The organism is Bacillus cereus group sp. BfR-BA-01492, from assembly GCF_022662815.1.
Classification (GTDB): Bacteria; Bacillota; Bacilli; order Bacillales; family Bacillaceae_G; genus Bacillus_A; species Bacillus_A cereus_BD.
This window is the reverse complement of record NZ_JAKUEH010000001.1, coordinates 269407-286943: the sequence shown is the minus strand read 5'-3', so window position 1 is coordinate 286943 and position 17537 is coordinate 269407. Positions and strand designations below refer to the sequence as shown.

Here is a 17537-nt window from a genome sequence, read left to right as displayed (position 1 = left end):
CGTAAAGAATGCGTTCGAAGCATTTAAAGTTGCGACATACCATTATAAAATGTTTTCACAAAAATGTAAAAGGGTACAAAAATGATTAATGTGAAAAGGACAATTCTTGTTTAATAGAATGTAAAGAGTGAGCAAATAGTTCTGGTTCTTCCAAATTCGGGGAATGTGCGGAATTTGGAAACCAAATCATTTTCTTGATTGGCGCTCGAATCCTATCGCAATATTGTTGTACAAGTGCATAAGGAGTTTGATAATCGAAACGGCCAGAACAAAAATAAATTGGGACCGACAATTCTAAAATAGTTGAGAAAAAATCAACGGTTAGCATCTCTTTCCATAATGTTCCTGACTTTACATTGCCGGCGAGAAATTTCAACCAATCAAGCAAAGTATATTCTGAAGAAAAGAAACCTTTTCGAATAAAGGAAAATGAAGAACCGTTTTGAACGGCACCTCCAAATATGCTAAGCCACCTTCTTTGAATCATCAGCCGTTTCATGTCTAAGAAAGGTGGGTTTCCTAATTTTGTAAGAGAGGTCAATGCTCGTGTATGTCCATGTTTTTTGGCGGAATGAATTAAATGTTGAAATAAAAGTTCTTCGTTTTGCTTCATTTGTACAATTTGTCCAATACCAATATAAGCTTTGATATATTCTGGATACGTATGTGCGACTTTTAATCCAATAATGCTGCCCCATGAATGTCCAGCTAAAAATAAGTTTTTTCGGTTAAAGCGAGATAGAAGATATCGAATGACTTCCACTGTATCTGAAACGAACTGTTCAATGGTGAAAGGAGTTTGAATATCTCGCCATGAAAAAGACTTTCCCGCCCCGCGCTGATCCCAATTGACAACGATAAAATGCTTTTCTAACTCTGTTTGAAAATGGCGAATAAATCCGATTTGCGCCATACCAGGCCCACCGTGGCAACATAACAAGATAGGGTTTGTTACGGCTCGCCCGCGTATAAGTAAAGATTGTTTTCGGTTGTTAATCATTACGCTTTCAATCGTAGCGATACTACCAGGGATGGGCTGTTTATTTTCAGTGTAAAACGATGGAGTGTGGCTACGAAAAAGCATGTGAAAAACCTCTCTTTCTTCAATCGTATATGTATCGCACAAGCTGGGGAATTTGCATATACTGTTAGAAAATCATTGTATCATAACTTACTATCTGTATTTCAAGTATGTGAGCTCTGGAGGGGGGAGAAAAAAGTGACAATTGGAGAAATTATAGATCGCTTAAATAAACGGGAACCGATTGCAATTCTTGCAAAACGTCTCGAAATGAGCCCCTATACATTGTCAAAAAAATTAAGAATGCTTGGATATGAATATGACAGTGAGCAGAAGAAACGAATATTTACTGGAGAGGGAGAAGAACCTCGTCATTTATACCTCCAGGAGGCCATAGCATTGCAGTACGTAAAGACGGATTATCAAGTATTAATTTATGAACAATTGCAGAGCATATATGAATTATTACAAAGAAGAGAGGAACGCTTTTTTCTAAAGAAAAAAGATTGCAAGAAAAAAAAGAAACGTACGTTTTCTATATGTACGGAAGTGTTAGAGCAATTAGATGATCTATGTAGCACGAAAGGAATGCATAAATCTCAAGCAGTAGAAGAGGCGTTACAAGAATTTCTAAAAAAATATGAGGTATATGATGATTGAACAATGAACAATATGAGATAGCTACCTACTTTTTGAGTGACACCGATTTCGTTCTCTCCTTAAAAGAGGCGCTTTCTTGTTAACAATATTACGATGCGGCGAAATTGAAAACATTTGTGCATAGTGAAACTTCCATCTTCAACAAAAGAATACACACTCAATAAAAAACCCCCTATTTTTAATAGAATAGAGGGTTTTGAGAGTTAGTTCACCCTTTGTATCCTTCCGTCAATCATTGGTTGGATCGGTTCTTTCATTTGTTTGACGTAATCAACTAACGCTTCAAAATCAGTTGGACCTGTTTCAGCATTTTGCCCATTTTTAAAGCTAATGAATCCATCTCCACCTGAAGCTAGAAAAGCGTTGGCAACAACACTGTATGTTTTGGAAGGAGTGAGTTCTTCTCCATTGGCTAGACGAATCGTTGTTACTTTTTCACCATCTGGCTTATTGGCATCCCAACTATATTGAATACCGGAAATTTGTAGCATCCTTGTTATTCCTTTTTGCCATTGTTGATTTAACAGGTCACGGATATCTTGCCCTGTTAAATGTACTTTGATTAATTGGTTACCGAACGGTTGAACTCCGTATAATTCTCCCCATGTAATATCGCCTGCGTCTAAGTCGTTACGAATGCCACCTGGATTCATTAGGGCAATATCAGCTTGCATAGTGGCACGCTGAGCGTCAGCAATGAAATTTCCGAGAGTAGATTCTCCAGCAGCATTTTGTTTCCGATTTAATGGAGCGTTCGTTTTTCCGACAACTTCATTGACAAGAGGTGCAATCTTTTCTTTATATTGATCAAGCTTTTGTTTTACTTGTTTATCAGGTTCTATCCCTTCATGATAGGTTGTCACAATCTCTGCTTTTTTGGAAACGATGTCTTTTGTTTTTCGATCAATTTGTATATCTACATCAGCAAAAGCCGTGCCGTATGAATGAGCTTGTACAAGCAGTTTATTGTGAACTGTTCCATTTACATAAGTGTGACTATGCCCACCGAAAATAACATCGACTTCTGGATCAGTTTCTGTGGCTAAGCGAACGAGATCTCCGTTTGTTACACCATCATGATTCGTTGTACCTCCAACATGAGCGAGAACAACGATGGATTTGACTCCTAGTCTTTTTAGTTGTTTTGTAGCTTTATTAACCGCTTCAACTTCATCTGTAATTTGAACATTTTTGAGCATGGTAGGCATGACAATGTTAGGAGTATCTGTTGTAACCACACCTATGAAGCCAACGGGTACTCCTTGTACCATTTTGACAGTAAATGGTGGTAGAAATAAACGACCGGTAGATTTGTTGTAGAAGTTGGCGGCGATATATGGAAATTTCGCCCCTTTAAAGTTTCCAGTCTTCTCATGATAACCGCCATAAAGAAGGCGATGCATCTCGTTGATTCCTTCATCAAATTCATGGTTCCCAACTGTTCCAACATCAAAACCTAAATCATTTAAAAATTCAATCGTTGGCTCATCCTGTAATAAAGCTGAAAGAGGAGGACTTGCTCCAACAATATCACCAGCATGTACCATTAATGTATTTGGGTTTTGTTTTTCACGGTCACGTAAATAGGTAGCTAAGTATTCAGCGCCACCTGCTTCCTTGTTATTTATTTTCTTTACCGTATCTAATTGACCATGAAAATCATTGATGCCAAGCAGTTGCACATCTATGTAGCGATTTTGTTCTGAAGGTGTTTGAGAGAGAGGTGCAGCAAAGGCAGTTGAGCATGTGACCATACTAAAAATAGCAAGTGCAGGAATTATTTTTTTCCACATCATCGATTACTCCTTTTTATCATTTGACATCATACGGCATAATTTTAATAGATTAAGAGAGTTATTTCTACAAAAAATAGCGAATTTTTCAATAATTGACAGAAAATTATTAGTAGATTTACATTTTTACAAATTTTATATGATGTATGAAAGAGATGATCTGCTCATACGTAGAAACGATTCGGCCTCTTTTTAGTCCAAGCGGTTTAGAATGAGAAAATGAATAGATATAGCTTTTTTATTGTTTAGAGTACCGCATTTACCCTATAATGAAGAAAAAAGTAAAAGGTGAGCAAGACATGAAGAAAAAGAAACAAAGACAAAGTCAAATGAATCAAAAAGAAAAAGATTCTATTACAATTGGAGATCAGCTGAATGCATCATTAATGGATCAGTTGAAAAATAAAAAGAAAGAACTACAAGCAAGAGTAGAAGAAAAAGAGTTGAAAGAGCAAGAAAGAAAACGCCGAGAACAAAAAGAACGTGAAAAAAATAAGTCGTTTGAAGAACTGTTAAGTGAAAGTAACCTAAGTTGGAAAGACTTTAAATAGTAGGAAGAAATCATCAGTAGATTTACGCTGATGATTTTTTACAATCTAGAGGAAAAAGGGGAATTGGGATGAGAAAAATTGTAGTCGTTCCGTATGAAAATCATTGGATTGAGAAGTTTCAAGCGGAGGCAAAAAGATTAAAAGAAGTGATGCCAGAACGTGTGAAAATACATCATATTGGCAGTACATCTGTACCGGGACTCGCTGCTAAGCCAATTGTAGATATGATTATGGAAGTGGAAAATATTGAAAGAGTGGACGAGTGGAATAAGCTGTTTGAAAAGCTTGGTTATATTGTAAAGGGGGAAAATGGTATGATCGGTCGCCGTTACTTCATTCATGGCACAGAAGAAAAACGTTCCTATCATTTACACGTCTTCGAAAGAGGGAATCCAGAAATTGTAAGGCATCTAGCGTTTCGTGATTATATGATGGCACACTGCGAAGAAGCGGAAGCTTATGCAACTTTAAAAAACGAATTAGCTGAAAAGTATACATATGATGGTGGAAAGTATACAGAAGGAAAAACGGAATTTATACGGAATATTGATAAAAAAGCAAAAGAGTGGTTAGGAAATAACGCAAGTGAATAAGCTTGCGTTATTTTTGTAGGTAAGAGAAAAATAAAAAATTATGTAAACCGTGTGTATGTTTTGACTTTTTTCGTAAATCTTGTTCAAATGAAGTGAAGGTTATAAAAAAATGATAGAACTGGTCGATTAAGTTTTATATTGCAGGGATAAAGAAGGAGGAGCAATCATGTATATTCCAACAACGACACTTCATAATGGTGTAAAAATGCCAATGCTTGGTTTAGGGGTATATAAAGCCAAAGAGGGAGAGGAAGTAAACCGAGCAGTAAAAACGGCTTTAGAAATTGGGTATCGTTCTATTGATACAGCGGCAGTATATGAAAACGAAAGCGGTGTCGGTGAAGCAGTTCGTAACTCGGGAATTCCGCGTGAAGAGTTATTTATTACAACAAAAGTATGGAATGATAATCAAGGATATGAAGAGACACTTCAAGCGTTTGAAAAAAGTTTGAAAAAGTTACAAATGGATTATGTAGATTTATATTTAATTCACTGGCCAGTTAGAGGAAAGTATATCGATACATACCGAGCTTTAGAGAAATTATATGAAGAAGGAAAAGTGCGAGCGATTGGAGTTTCTAATTTCCATCAACATCATTTAGAACATCTTTTAGCCAACTGTCATGTGAAGCCGATGGTAAACCAAGTGGAGCTGCATCCAATGCTTGCGCAGTTTGAGTTGCGTGACTTTTGTCAAAATGAACAAATTCAAATGGAAGCGTGGAGCCCGTTAATGAGGGGGAGAGAAGTATTTGAGCATCCGATTATTCAAGAGATTGCTAGTAAGTATAACAAAACACCTGCCCAAATTATTTTACGCTGGGATATTCAAAGTGGCATTGTAACCATTCCAAAGTCCGTTACACCATCTCGCATTAAAGAGAATTTTACAATCTTTGATTTTTCATTAACAGAAGAGGAAATGAAACAAATTGATACATTAGATTGTAATGTACGTATTGGGACAAATCCTGATAAGTACGATACGATGTAAAAAAGCTACCATTTGGTAGCTTTTTTATCGATGTAGTGCATATGTATCACATTTTACGGCAGCTTGGATTTGTTTATATTCTTCATTCGTTAATGCACATTTCGAATAAGCTCGTATATTTTCTCGCAATTGTTGAATAGAGCTTGCACCAGGGATGGCAGCTGCTACAATCGGATTGTGTAAACAATATTGAAGCGCAGTTTCAGTTAATGAACGTTCTTTCGTAACTTCTTTTATCGCAGTTAAAGTGCGAGTTAATTCAGGATAAGAATAAGACAAATACTCTTTTTCTTTCACTTTTTCTACTTTTCTCTCATTGTCATCTGTCAATAATCCTTTTGCAAGTGAACCTCTTGCGATAACGCTAATTTGATGTTCTTGAAGCAGCGGAAACCATTCTTCAGGTCGGCGGTTTAATAAACTATATTCCATCAGTACACTCACGATATTAGAGCGTTTTGCATATTCGCGAATCACATTTGGACGAATCGAAGAGATACCGTAATGGCGGATGATTCCTTCTTGTTTTAACTCTTCAAACGCTTCAATTATTTCTTCAATCGGATCTTCTATCGTTCCTCCATGTAGTTGATATAAATCAATATAATCAGTTTGAAGGCGTCTTAAGCTTTCTTTTACTTCTGTTTTTATATAAGTTTTAGAAGGATCCCAAGACCATCCGTTTTTTTCTGATGTCCAGCGATTTCCGACTTTTGTTGTTAAAATAACTTGATCGCGTTTTCCTTTCAAAGCTTTTCCGACAAACTCTTCATTTAATCCGTAATGATATAAGTCTGCTGTATCAAAAAAGTTTATTCCTAAATCGATGGCTTCATGAATAATAGAAATGGCTTGCTTTTCTTCTGTACCAAGAGACATGCAGCCAAGTCCCATCTCAGTCACATATAAATCTGAATGTCCTAATTGGCGTTTTTTCATTTGTCAACCTCCTTACCTGTATTGTACGAAAGCGAAAGAAGGTTGACAAATGTTTACCTTTTCGTTTTCGTAATCCAATCTTGTACCGTTTCGTATTCTTTTCCGTATTGCTTTAATTTATTGCGAATTTGCCAAGCTTTACCGACTAATGTAACTTGATTTGGTAAAATATATATTTTCATTTTTATCACGCTCCTTTCATTGTGGTAAAATATATGAAGAACAAATAGGAAATAGAATAGGGAGATGGATAAGTGTGAGTAATCTTGCAGAAAGAACAGTTGCAACTGAACCCGTTTTTGATGGGAAAGTCATTAAAGTTCGCGTTGATGAAGTAGTATTGCCAAATGGAGAAATGAGTAAACGTGAGATTGTCAATCATCCTGGCGCGGTTGCGATTATTGCGATAACGGACGAAGGGAAAATCGTTCTTGTTGAGCAATATCGTAAAGCGCTCGAGAAAGATATCGTGGAGATTCCTGCTGGCAAATTAGAGCCAGGAGAGAAGCCTGAAGTAACGGCTGTTCGTGAATTGGAAGAAGAAACAGGATATGTATGTGACGAAATGGAATTTATTACATCCTTTTACACATCGCCAGGTTTTGCCGATGAAATTCTGTATGTATATAAAGCAACAGGGTTAAAAAGAAAAGAAAATAAAGCGGCTTTAGATGAAGATGAATTTGTAGAGCTTATGGAAGTATCATTAGAAGAAGCGATTTCATTTGTGAAAAGTCAACGTATTCATGATGCAAAGACAATGTTTGCTGTGCAATATTTACAATTACAAAAATAAACACTCGCCTTAGGCGAGTGTTTTAGTTGATTTTCGCATAGACGCGTGTATCACGTAATGTACCGTCTGGAGCGAGAAAATCATTTTCATGCGTACCTTCTAAAATAAACTCAAGTCGCTCTGCTACAGCGCATGCATTTGTATTTGTTGCATCGCAGCGAATTTCAAGTCTTCTAGCACCGAGTTTATCAAAAGCAAATTGAACAGCGCCTTTCACAGCTTCTGTCATATATCCTTGTTTTGTATAAGCGCTATGTAACCAGAAATGAAGCGAAAACTTTGGAATATCCCAGTTTTCTGGCTGAAGAGTAAGAGCTCCGATAAAAGTACTAGAGACTTTATCATATAAGTGAAAGGCTAATGTTTCACGAAGTAGAAATTGTCCGTGAGCTTCTCGGACGATTTCTTCAGCCTTTTCTTCGGTGTCGATTGTAACGGGCATCCACGGTTGTAAATCTTCCAAAGAAGCTTGAATTGCTTCATAGACCTCGGACCCGTCGCCTGGAAATGGCTTGCGCACTTGTAAACGCTCCGTCTGAAATAATGTTGGAAAATCTAATAATAATGGTTTCAAAGGAAATCCCTCCTATTCTCTACTTTTAAGTTTAGCAAAGTAGGGCGGAATTTCAATCTTAATTAATCATACTTTTTTTCTCTTGTTCATACATTTTTAGTAAGAGTATGAACGGAGGGAAGAAAAATGTTGCGAAAAACTTGGCAAGATCGTGTAATAGCTCATATACAAGAAAACTCCTCGCTTTATATATTTGTTTCAGTTTTACTACTGATGGGCGTGGTGTTTGGAGCAATACTTGTAAATAGCTTACAGGTGAATCAAAAGCAAGATTTATCATTTTATTTAAGTCGTTTTTTTGGACAAGTCTCAAAAGGGGAATTTGCACTTGCGAGTGAAATGTTTCGTGAAAGTTACGTTTCACAATTGAAATATATTGGATTTATTTGGATACTAGGGATTTCTATTATTGGATTACCACTTATTTTTATTTTATTATTTTTAAAAGGAGTCGTTGTTGGATTTACAGTTGGTTTTTTAGTGAGCCAACATGGTTGGAACGGACTACTATTAGCCTTTGTCTCCGTTTTGCCGCAAAATTTAATTATTATTCCAGCATTTCTTATCATGACAACGATTGCTGCTAGTTTTTCATTGCGCATGATCAAGCATCAATTTATTCGAAAGATCAACGAGCCACTACTACCGTTATTAATTCGTTATACTTGTTTTTTTCTTATTATTGGGGCTGTACTAGCAATCGCTTCAAGTATTGAAGCTTATGCGTCACCAGTACTTATGAAAGAAGTCGTTGAAGTTATTAATAAAAAATAAATATTACATGAGAATAATTATCAACTTATTTTGATTGTTTTTTTCTTTTGACAGAAGCCCTTCTTCTGATATAATGGTGTAAGAGTGGCGAGGAGGGAGTAGTACCGAATGGAAGAGAGAATTGAACGAATTAAGAAACAATTACATGCAGCGAGCTACAAATTAACACCACAACGTGAAGCAACGGTTCGTGTGCTGCTGGAAAATGAAGAAGATCATTTAAGTGCAGAAGATGTTTACCTCCTTGTAAAAGAAAAGTCGCCAGAGATCGGATTAGCAACCGTCTATCGAACTTTAGAGTTATTATCTGAGTTGAAGGTTGTCGATAAAATCAACTTTGGAGACGGTGTTTCACGCTATGACTTACGCCAAGAAGGTGCACAGCGTTTCCATCATCATTTAATTTGCACAAAATGTGGTGCTGTCCAAGAAATCCAAGAAGATTTGCTTGGAGAAGTGGAGAAAAAAGTAGAGCGAGATTGGAACTTTAAGGTGAAAGATCATCGTTTAACTTTCCATGGGATTTGTGAAAACTGTCAAGAAAATGAAACGAATGAAAAATAGCCTTTTCCTATCTAGCTAGGAAGAGGTTTTTTATTTGAGTGAGGTATAAATGATAGAAAGCTTGGCATATGTTGTAATAACATATCATTTGGAGGAGTTTATTATGCGCCGAGCTTTGAAATTAACTTATGATGGAATGAAAGTATTTTTATTGTTTACAAGTTGTACGATTTTGTTTTATTTCGCTATACTATGGATAAATGAAGAATATGAAAGTTATCATCGTTATGAAAAGCCAAAAGAAGAGACAGTAGAAAAAGTATCAGGGAATGAGGAACCAGCAAAAGATGCTTTCGTAAATAGAATGATTTTTTTCTATGAAAATGGGGAGTAGTGTAGATTGGAAGATCAATTAAAAGATTTTATACATTATATGGTTGTGGAAAAAGGATTGGCCAAAAATACGGTTGTATCTTATGAAAGAGATTTAAAAAGTTATGTAAAGTATTTGCAAAAGGTGGAACAAATGAAAACTTTTCATGAAGTGACTCGTATGCAAATCGTTAACTTTTTGCAGCATTTAAGAGAGAATGGAAAATCTTCAAAAACATTAGCGCGCCATATTGCATCGATTCGCTCGTTTCATCAATTTTTACTTCGTGAACGAGCGGTAGAACATGATCCGTCAGTACATATTGAAACACCACAAGGGGAGCGAAAACTGCCGAAAGTTTTATCGGTAAGTGAGGTTGAAGCATTGTTACAAACACCAAAGACGACGAGTGCTTACGGTATTCGAGATAAAGCAATGTTGGAGTTATTGTATGCCACAGGACTGCGTGTTTCAGAATTAATTGCACTCAATTTAGAGGATGTTCATTTAACAATGGGATTTGTTCGCTGCGTCGGAAAGGGAAATAAGGAAAGAATTATTCCACTTGGAAGTTTAGCTACAGAAGCAATTCAGCGCTATATTGAAAAAGGAAGAAAAGAATTGATGGGAAAAAAGGCAGTGGATGCATTATTTTTAAATCACCACGGTAATCGATTATCTCGTCAAGGTTTTTGGAAGATTTTAAAGCGTTTAGCAAAAGAAGCAAATATTGAGAAAGAGCTTACACCGCATACATTGCGTCATTCTTTTGCTACGCACCTGTTAGAAAATGGAGCAGACTTACGTGCTGTACAGGAAATGTTAGGGCATGCAGATATTTCTACAACACAAATTTATACACATGTTTCAAAAACTAGATTAAAAGACGTATATAAACAGTTTCACCCAAGAGCATAAGATGACTTATGCTCTTTTTCGTGCCATTTCGAATAAAAAAGAGTATTTCACAAAAACTTCACAAACATTTCGTACATTGTTTTCAGCAGAAGGCTAGAATATAACTAGTGATTTCCTCTATACTAAATAAAGTACGAAGGAGGAAAATACAATGAAAAAATTTATAACTACTTTATTTATCGCAATGCTAGCATTGGCTGGTTGCAATACAAATAAGGAAGAATCTCCAAAAAAAGAGAAGCTTGAAGAAGTGAAGGTAGCGGTTCAAACAAATCCAAAAGAAATGAAACCAAATGAGAAAACAGAAGTACAAGCACTTGTCACACAAGGAAAAGAGAAAGTAACAGATGCTGACGATGTGAAGTTTGAAATTTGGAAAGATGGCGATGAAAAGCATGAAATGTTAAATGGGAAGCATAAAGGAAAAGGGGTTTATGCTGTTGAAAAAATATTCCCTTCTGATGGTGTGTACCATATTATTGCTCATACAAACGCTCGTGAAATGCATGTAATGCCAGAAGTAAAAGTGGCTGTAGGAAATGCGAAAGTTGAAGATGCAAAAAAAGGACATGATGGTCATGAAGCAGGACATGGTGACCATAAAAGTGATACAATGATTCATCTTATGGCTGGTGATGTGAAAGCAAATGCTGAATCTACAATGAAAGCTCATGTGAAACAAAAAGAAGAAGCACTAACTGAAGCAGAAGTGCAATTTGAAATTTGGAAAGATGGTGTAGAGAAACATGCATTCATCACAGCAAAAGAAGATAACAAAGGTGAATATGTAAGCAAATATACATTTAAAGAATCCGGTAAATATAAAGTGAAAGTTCATGTAAGAAAAGGTGATCTTCACGAACATAAAGAAGAAGCAATAGAAGTAAAATAAAAAAACAGCTCATTAGGGCTGTTTTTTATTATTATAGTACGAAATAAGTCATAATTTTATTAGCGATTTGCACCAGAATAGATTACAATAGAAATGTGAGGAAAATAAGAATTTCTACGAAAATGTATTAAAAAGAAAGCGCAAACATGTTATGATGTAAGCATAAGAAGTCTGACATCTGACTTAGAAAAAACAGGAAAGTTTCTGTTTCATTTTATATCAGATGAGAAGAGTTAGAGAATAACTGAAAAATGTAAGCTATATTCTTGAGCAAATGAGAGAATTCTCATTCATAACAGTTTCACTTTACAGCGTTTTGAACATACTACAAGAAGTAGAACTGAACATATAGGAGGTTGTCATGATGCATAAATATAAACGTATTTTCCTAGTCGTAATGGATTCAGTAGGAATCGGAGAAGCACCAGATGCTGAAAAGTTTGGTGATTTAGGAGCTGATACATTAGGGCATATTGCGGAACATATGAATGGATTGAATATGCCAAATATGGTGAAGTTAGGACTTGGAAATATTCGTGAAATGAAAGGAATTTCCAAAGTAGAAAATCCGCTTGGTTACTATACAAAAATGCAAGAAAAATCTACAGGGAAAGATACAATGACAGGACATTGGGAAATTATGGGTCTTTACATTGATAAACCATTTCAAGTGTTCCCTGAAGGATTCCCAAAAGAATTAATTGATGAATTAGAGGCGAGAACAGGACGCAAAATTATTGGCAATAAGCCTGCTTCTGGAACTGCCATTCTTGATGAACTTGGTAAAGAACAAATGGAAACAGGCTCTTTAATTGTATATACTTCTGCGGACAGCGTATTACAAATTGCGGCTCATGAAGAAGTAGTACCGCTTGAAGAATTGTACAATATTTGTAAAATTGCACGTGAATTAACATTGGGTGAAAAGTATATGGTAGGTCGCGTTATTGCACGTCCGTTCGTTGGTGAACCAGGAAACTTTACACGTACCCCAAATCGTCATGACTATGCGTTAAAACCATTTGGACGTACAGTCATGAATGAATTACAAGATAATAATTATGATGTAATTGCGATTGGAAAGATTTCTGATATTTACGATGGAGAAGGCGTAACAGAAGCGCTTCGTACAAAATCTAATATGGACGGAATGGATAAACTTGTAGATACATTGAATATGGATTTTACAGGTCTTAGCTTCTTAAATTTAGTTGATTTTGATGCAATGTTTGGTCATCGCCGTGATCCACAAGGGTATGGAGAAGCATTACAAGAATACGATGCACGCCTTCCAGAAGTATTTGAAAAATTAAAAGAAGATGATTTATTAATCATTACAGCAGACCATGGTAACGATCCAATTCACCACGGTACAGATCATACGCGTGAATATGTACCATTATTAGTGTACAGCCCAAGCATGAAGGATGGCGGACAGGAATTACCACTTCGCCAAACATTTGCTGATATTGGTGCAACTGTAGCAGAAAACTTCGGTGTGAACATGCCAGAATACGGAACAAGTTTCTTAAAGGAATTAAAGAAATAGGAGGATATATTTATGAATCGTGAACTTATTACAAAATCAGCAACATACTTAAAAGAGAAATTTCAAGAAACACCAAAGGTTGGATTAATTCTTGGGTCTGGACTAGGTGTACTAGCAGATGAAATTGAAAATGCAGTGAAAGTACCATATAGTGAAATTCCTGAATTTCCTGTATCAACGGTAGAGGGACATGCGGGACAACTTGTATTTGGTACACTTCAAGGTGTTGCAGTAGTTGCAATGCAAGGACGTTTCCATTATTACGAAGGATATGACATGCAAAAAGTAACGTTCCCAGTTCGTGTAATGAAAGAACTAGGTGTAGAAACAGTTGTTGTAACAAATGCAGCAGGCGGTGTAAATACATCATTTGAACCTGGCGATCTTATGTTAATTTCAGATCATATTAACTTTATGGGACATAATCCATTAATTGGACCAAATGATGCTGAAATGGGTGTACGATTCCCAGATATGTCTGAATCTTACACGAAAGAACTACGTGTAATGGCGAAACAAGTTGCCGAAGAGTTAAATATTAAAGTACAAGAAGGTGTATATGTTGCGATGACAGGTCCAGTATATGAAACACCTGCTGAGATTCGTATGCTTCGCACATTAGGTGGAGATGCAGTAGGAATGTCAACTGTGCCAGAAGTTATTGTAGCTCGTCATGCTGGTATGAAAGTACTTGGAATTTCTTGTATTTCAAATATGGCAGCTGGTATTTTAGATCAGCCACTTCATCATGATGAAGTAATTGAAACAACAGAACGTGTAAAAGTAAACTTCTTAGCATTGGTAAAAGCGATTGTAAAACAAATGAAGGGGTGAGCTCACTATGAGAATGGTGGACCTAATTGCCAAAAAACGTGATGGACATGCGCTAACAACAGAAGAAATTCATTTTATTGTTGAAGGATTTACAAACGGTGATATTCCTGATTATCAAATGAGCTCTTTTGCAATGGCGATTTTCTTTCAAGATATGAATGAACAAGAGCGTGCTGATTTAACAATGGCAATGGTAAATAGCGGTGATACAATTGATCTCTCAGCAATTGAAGGGATAAAGGTAGATAAGCATTCTACAGGTGGCGTTGGGGATACAACGACACTTGTGCTAGGTCCATTAGTAGCTGCTTTAGGTGTACCAGTTGCAAAAATGTCTGGACGTGGTTTAGGACATACTGGCGGTACAATTGATAAATTAGAAGCTGTGCCAGGATTCCATGTGGAAATTGAAAATGAAGAGTTTATTCGCCTTGTAAATGAAAATAAAATTGCTGTTATTGGACAAAGCGGAAACTTAACACCTGCTGATAAGAAGTTATACGCACTTCGTGATGTAACAGCGACGGTAAACTCTATACCACTTATCGCAAGTTCTATTATGAGTAAAAAAATTGCTGCAGGTGCAGATGCGATCGTTCTAGATGTAAAAACTGGTGCGGGTGCATTTATGAAAACGGATGAAGATGCAAAACGTCTTGCAGAAGCAATGGTGCGCATTGGAAATAATGTAGGCCGTAAGACAATGGCAGTTATTTCGGATATGAGTCAACCGCTTGGTGAAGCGATCGGTAACGCATTGGAAGTACAAGAAGCAATTGATACATTGCAAGGTAAAGGTCCAAAAGACTTAGAAGAGCTATGTTTAACACTTGGAAGTCAAATGGTATACCTTGCTGGTAAAGCATCTTCTTTAGAAGATGCGCGTAACAAACTTATTGAAGTAATGAATAATGGAAAGGCGTTAGACGCATTTAAATTATTTTTAGCAGCGCAAGGCGGAGATGCTTCAGTTATTGATGACCCTTCTAAATTGCCGCAAGCTAAATATAAAATTGAAGTTGAAGCAAAAGAAGACGGATATGTATCTGAGATTGTGGCAGATGAAATCGGGACAGCAGCAATGCTTTTAGGTGCTGGACGTGCAACGAAAGAATCTGAAATTGATTTAGCGGTCGGCCTTATGCTTCGGAAAAAAGTTGGCGATAGCGTAAAACAAGGTGAATCGCTTGTAACAATTTATGCGAACCGTGAACATGTAGAAGATGTGAAGACAAAGATTTATGAGAATATAAAAATTACAAAAAATCATGTCAAAGCACCTACATTAGTACATGGTATTGTAACGAAATAATAAGCGAAAAGCTGAGGAGAGTTCTCCTTGGCTTTTTTTATTACTTTTTGTTTATAATAGTAATGGGTGAAATTATGATTAGAATTTGTGCAGTAACGAAAAAAGAAGAGATTTTATATGATGTTTCACTAGAGGAAACATCTCGTGAAGATATTATGTGGTATTGGCTTGATTTATATAAACCAACGAAAGAGGAATATACATATATTTTACAAGATTATTTTAAATTCCATCCCCTTGCGATTGAAGATTGCCTCGAATATGTACAGAGGCCAAAAGTTGATTTTTATGATGGATATAATTTTTTAGTTCTTCATGCATTTGGAGAAGAAGGGTTAGAACCGCATGAAATCGACTTGTTTGTTGGAGATCGTTATATTGTTTCATTTCATTTCTCACATAATAACGCAATTGAAAGAGTGTGGAAAACACTTGGTGAAAGAAAGCGCATTAAGAAAAGTCCCCTCCATGTAGCGCATACAATTATTGACCAAATCGTTGATGATTATTTTCCACCTGTATATTATATTGAAGATCATTTAAATGCAATTGATGATAATTTAACAGGGGATACAGCAGGATGTGTATTAGAAGAAGTATTTGAAATTCGTGCGGACTTATCGAAATTAAGACGTACCATTATCCCAATGCGAGATTTATTGTATCGCATTTTAAATTCAACTCGCTTTTACGGTATAAGCGATCATGAAATTTATTTTAAAGATATACATGATCATTTACTTAAACTTACGGAAATGATTGAGACGAGCCGTGAATTAACAGCGGATATTCGGGATAGTTATTTTTCATTAAATTCACATCATATGAATAACATTATGAAAACATTAACAGTATTCTCAACAATCTTTATGCCATTAACATTTATTGCGGGTGTATATGGAATGAACTTTACACATATGCCTGAATTAGAGGGGAAGTATAGCTATTTTATTTGTTTAGCTATTATGGCATTGATAGGCGGCGGAATGATGGCCTGGTTTTATAAAAAAGGATGGTTTAAATAAAAAACACAGCTGGAAACTCCAGCTGTGTTTTTTAGCCAATAGCATGTAATATGAACATAGCTAAAAATAAACATGCAATGATATACATAGACGGTGCGACTTCTTTACGCTTTCCAATAGCAACTTTTAAGATAGGGTAAGCGATAAATCCGAACGCAATGCCATCGGCGATGCTATATGTGAGCGGGATCATAACAATGATCAGAAACGCTGGAAATCCTTCTGAAAAATCATTCAGAGGAATTTCTTGAATGCTTGTAATCATTAGACCACCAATAATAATTAAGATCGGTGCAATCGCACTATCAGGAATGAGTTGGACAAACGGAAGAGCAAACAGTGATGCGAAGAATAACACCCCTGTAACGATAGACGTCAGACCTGTCTTCCCGCCTGCTGTAATACCTGTGGCACCTTCTACTGTTGAAACGGTTGGACTTGTACCAAATAGACCACATGTCATTGCGGAAATGGCATTCGCTTGATAAGCACGCGGGAATTTACGATCATCTTCTAATAATCCATGTAATAGTCCCATATTCTCAAAAATGAGCACCATGCTTAAAGAGAATGTTGCAATCCAAAATGGTAAGGAAGAAAGTTTTCCGAATGACATAGCTCCAAATACATTACTGTAATTTGCAAATGAAAATGAGCTATTGCCTACCTGACTCGTATCAACAATGCCGAATAGCCATGCAATACCAGTTCCAATTGCAATTGTCCATAAAAAATTCCCACGTACGTTTCGAATAAATAGAGCAAGAGCTACAATGAGGGTAAGCAGTGTAGCAAGAACAATTGGACTGCTTAATTTACCTAATGCAACAGTAGTATTCGCATTCGAAACGACTAAACCACCTTTTTGTAATCCAATAAAAGCTAGAAATAAACCAATCCCAACAGTGATGGATTCTTTTAATGATTTTGGAATTGATAAAGATAGCACGCGAGCAATTGGTGTAAATGCAGCTACGGCAAAAATTATACCAGCAATGAAAACGGCTGCCAACGCTTCTTGCCAAGCTAATCCAAGCGTATGAACAGCAGTATACGTAAAGAATGCATTTACCCCCATACCTGGTACAAGAATTGCAGGTGCGTTTGCCCAAAAGGCCATCATAAGACATCCGACAAATGAACTAAAAACAGTTGCCAAAATCCCCGCTTCAAGCGGAATGCCGGCATCTGATAAAATAGATGCATTTACAATCATAATGTAAACGATTGTAAAAAATGATGTCACGCCAGCTAACATTTCTTGTTTTGGTGATGTGTGGTGTAGGTCTAATTTAAATGTTCTTTCAAGTATTCCTTTCATGTTAAACCTTCTTTTTTATATCCCTCTCCCACCCGTGATATCCCTTTTGTTCAGGGCTCACCATTCTTTATTATATCAAAACATCATGTTTTTACAACAAATAAAATGAGAACG

20 protein-coding genes are annotated in these 17537 nt (G+C 36.3%); 14 read left to right on the top strand and 6 right to left on the bottom strand.

The genetic code is table 11. The annotated features are described in order from the left end of the window. Positions 1-85: 85 nt before the first annotated feature. Complete coding sequence (locus MR063_RS01535) at positions 86-1084, bottom strand: alpha/beta fold hydrolase (RefSeq protein WP_242193013.1); 999 nt, start codon at positions 1082-1084, stop codon at positions 86-88. Positions 1085-1219: 135 nt separating this feature from the next. Here MR063_RS01535 and MR063_RS01530 point away from each other — a divergent pair, with 135 nt between their 5' ends. After that, complete coding sequence (locus MR063_RS01530) at positions 1220-1681, top strand: ribbon-helix-helix domain-containing protein (RefSeq protein WP_242193012.1); 462 nt, start codon at positions 1220-1222, stop codon at positions 1679-1681. A 203-nt stretch (positions 1682-1884) separates the two neighbouring features. Here MR063_RS01530 and MR063_RS01525 read toward each other — a convergent pair whose 3' ends face one another. Further along, positions 1885-3474, bottom strand: a complete 1590-nt coding sequence (locus MR063_RS01525; protein WP_242193011.1) for a bifunctional metallophosphatase/5'-nucleotidase — start codon at positions 3472-3474, stop codon at positions 1885-1887. A 299-nt stretch (positions 3475-3773) separates the two neighbouring features. On the opposite strand from MR063_RS01525, the gene MR063_RS01520 reads away from it, so the two are divergent. From MR063_RS01520 to MR063_RS01510, 3 genes are all read left to right on the top strand, one after another. Then, complete coding sequence (locus MR063_RS01520; RefSeq protein WP_242193010.1) at positions 3774-4025, top strand: YqkE family protein; 252 nt, start codon at positions 3774-3776, stop codon at positions 4023-4025. Positions 4026-4093: 68 nt separating this feature from the next. Further along, positions 4094-4618: a GrpB family protein gene (locus tag MR063_RS01515; protein ID WP_242193009.1), complete on the top strand. Its 525-nt coding sequence runs from the start codon at positions 4094-4096 to the stop codon at positions 4616-4618. A 166-nt stretch (positions 4619-4784) separates the two neighbouring features. Next, complete coding sequence (locus MR063_RS01510) at positions 4785-5612, top strand: aldo/keto reductase (RefSeq protein WP_242143663.1); 828 nt, start codon at positions 4785-4787, stop codon at positions 5610-5612. Between the two features lie 24 nt (positions 5613-5636). Here the strand turns inward: MR063_RS01510 and MR063_RS01505 are convergent, their stop codons facing one another. Both MR063_RS01505 and mciZ read right to left on the bottom strand, forming a co-directional pair. Further along, the gene (locus tag MR063_RS01505; RefSeq protein ID WP_242193007.1) at positions 5637-6551 is read right to left on the bottom strand and encodes an aldo/keto reductase; all 915 of its coding nucleotides are present in this window, start codon (positions 6549-6551) and stop codon (positions 5637-5639) included. A 53-nt stretch (positions 6552-6604) separates the two neighbouring features. Further along, the gene (mciZ, locus tag MR063_RS01500) at positions 6605-6733 is read right to left on the bottom strand and encodes a Z-ring formation inhibitor MciZ (RefSeq protein WP_242143661.1); all 129 of its coding nucleotides are present in this window, start codon (positions 6731-6733) and stop codon (positions 6605-6607) included. Positions 6734-6807: 74 nt separating this feature from the next. Between mciZ and MR063_RS01495 the strand changes: the two genes are divergently transcribed. Further along, positions 6808-7347, top strand: coding sequence for an NUDIX domain-containing protein (locus MR063_RS01495; protein WP_242193005.1), 540 nt, complete (start codon positions 6808-6810; stop codon positions 7345-7347). Positions 7348-7369: 22 nt separating this feature from the next. On the opposite strand, the gene MR063_RS01490 is transcribed toward MR063_RS01495, so the two are convergent. Next, complete coding sequence (locus MR063_RS01490) at positions 7370-7921, bottom strand: GNAT family N-acetyltransferase (RefSeq protein WP_242193004.1); 552 nt, start codon at positions 7919-7921, stop codon at positions 7370-7372. Between the two features lie 156 nt (positions 7922-8077). On the opposite strand from MR063_RS01490, the gene spoIIM reads away from it, so the two are divergent. The 9 genes from spoIIM (at position 8078) to corA (ending at position 16102) form a co-directional block, all read left to right on the top strand. Continuing rightward, complete coding sequence (spoIIM, locus tag MR063_RS01485) at positions 8078-8695, top strand: stage II sporulation protein M (protein WP_313928205.1); 618 nt, start codon at positions 8078-8080, stop codon at positions 8693-8695. Between the two features lie 108 nt (positions 8696-8803). Then, entirely contained in the window at positions 8804-9259 is a 456-nt protein-coding gene (gene fur / locus MR063_RS01480; RefSeq protein WP_242143657.1) for a ferric iron uptake transcriptional regulator, read from the top strand. Positions 9260-9362: 103 nt separating this feature from the next. Then, complete coding sequence (locus MR063_RS01475; protein WP_242143656.1) at positions 9363-9593, top strand: YqzK family protein; 231 nt, start codon at positions 9363-9365, stop codon at positions 9591-9593. Between the two features lie 6 nt (positions 9594-9599). After that, a complete protein-coding gene (gene xerD, locus MR063_RS01470) occupies positions 9600-10490 on the top strand; it encodes a site-specific tyrosine recombinase XerD (protein ID WP_012095247.1) in 891 nt (296 codons plus the stop codon). A 151-nt stretch (positions 10491-10641) separates the two neighbouring features. Then, the gene (locus tag MR063_RS01465) at positions 10642-11382 is read left to right on the top strand and encodes a FixH family protein (protein WP_242193000.1); all 741 of its coding nucleotides are present in this window, start codon (positions 10642-10644) and stop codon (positions 11380-11382) included. Between the two features lie 364 nt (positions 11383-11746). Then, entirely contained in the window at positions 11747-12931 is a 1185-nt protein-coding gene (gene deoB / locus MR063_RS01460; RefSeq protein WP_242192999.1) for a phosphopentomutase, read from the top strand. A 12-nt stretch (positions 12932-12943) separates the two neighbouring features. Beyond that, complete coding sequence (locus tag MR063_RS01455; protein WP_242192997.1) at positions 12944-13765, top strand: purine-nucleoside phosphorylase; 822 nt, start codon at positions 12944-12946, stop codon at positions 13763-13765. A gap of 7 nt (positions 13766-13772) precedes the next feature. Beyond that, positions 13773-15077, top strand: coding sequence for a pyrimidine-nucleoside phosphorylase (locus tag MR063_RS01450; protein ID WP_242192995.1), 1305 nt, complete (start codon positions 13773-13775; stop codon positions 15075-15077). A gap of 62 nt (positions 15078-15139) precedes the next feature. Further along, positions 15140-16102, top strand: a complete 963-nt coding sequence (gene corA / locus MR063_RS01445; protein WP_242193334.1) for a magnesium/cobalt transporter CorA — start codon at positions 15140-15142, stop codon at positions 16100-16102. 31 nt (positions 16103-16133) lie between these two features. Here the strand turns inward: corA and MR063_RS01440 are convergent, their stop codons facing one another. Next, positions 16134-17423 carry an NCS2 family permease gene (locus tag MR063_RS01440; protein WP_242192993.1) on the bottom strand — a complete coding sequence of 430 codons (1290 nt, stop codon included), beginning with the start codon at positions 17421-17423 and terminating at the stop codon, positions 16134-16136. Between the last annotated feature and the right edge of the window lie 114 nt (positions 17424-17537).

Excerpts from the sequence above, each read along its gene's own strand:
- MR063_RS01450 (WP_242192995.1), top strand. The coding sequence starts at position 13,773 with ATGAGAATGGTGGACCTAATTGCCAAAAAACGTGATGGACATGCGCTA.
- mciZ (WP_242143661.1), bottom strand. The coding sequence starts at position 6,733 with ATGAAAATATATATTTTACCAAATCAAGTTACATTAGTCGGTAAAGCT.
- MR063_RS01475 (WP_242143656.1), top strand. The coding sequence starts at position 9,363 with ATGCGCCGAGCTTTGAAATTAACTTATGATGGAATGAAAGTATTTTTA.
- MR063_RS01510 (WP_242143663.1), top strand. The coding sequence starts at position 4,785 with ATGTATATTCCAACAACGACACTTCATAATGGTGTAAAAATGCCAATG.
- MR063_RS01535 (WP_242193013.1), bottom strand. The coding sequence starts at position 1,084 with ATGCTTTTTCGTAGCCACACTCCATCGTTTTACACTGAAAATAAACAG.
- MR063_RS01520 (WP_242193010.1), top strand. The coding sequence starts at position 3,774 with ATGAAGAAAAAGAAACAAAGACAAAGTCAAATGAATCAAAAAGAAAAA.
- MR063_RS01525 (WP_242193011.1), bottom strand. The coding sequence starts at position 3,474 with ATGTGGAAAAAAATAATTCCTGCACTTGCTATTTTTAGTATGGTCACA.
- MR063_RS01455 (WP_242192997.1), top strand. The coding sequence starts at position 12,944 with ATGAATCGTGAACTTATTACAAAATCAGCAACATACTTAAAAGAGAAA.
- MR063_RS01440 (WP_242192993.1), bottom strand. The coding sequence starts at position 17,423 with ATGAAAGGAATACTTGAAAGAACATTTAAATTAGACCTACACCACACA.
- corA (WP_242193334.1), top strand. The coding sequence starts at position 15,140 with ATGGGTGAAATTATGATTAGAATTTGTGCAGTAACGAAAAAAGAAGAG.
- MR063_RS01465 (WP_242193000.1), top strand. The coding sequence starts at position 10,642 with ATGAAAAAATTTATAACTACTTTATTTATCGCAATGCTAGCATTGGCT.
- fur (WP_242143657.1), top strand. The coding sequence starts at position 8,804 with ATGGAAGAGAGAATTGAACGAATTAAGAAACAATTACATGCAGCGAGC.
- deoB (WP_242192999.1), top strand. The coding sequence starts at position 11,747 with ATGCATAAATATAAACGTATTTTCCTAGTCGTAATGGATTCAGTAGGA.
- MR063_RS01515 (WP_242193009.1), top strand. The coding sequence starts at position 4,094 with ATGAGAAAAATTGTAGTCGTTCCGTATGAAAATCATTGGATTGAGAAG.
- MR063_RS01505 (WP_242193007.1), bottom strand. The coding sequence starts at position 6,551 with ATGAAAAAACGCCAATTAGGACATTCAGATTTATATGTGACTGAGATG.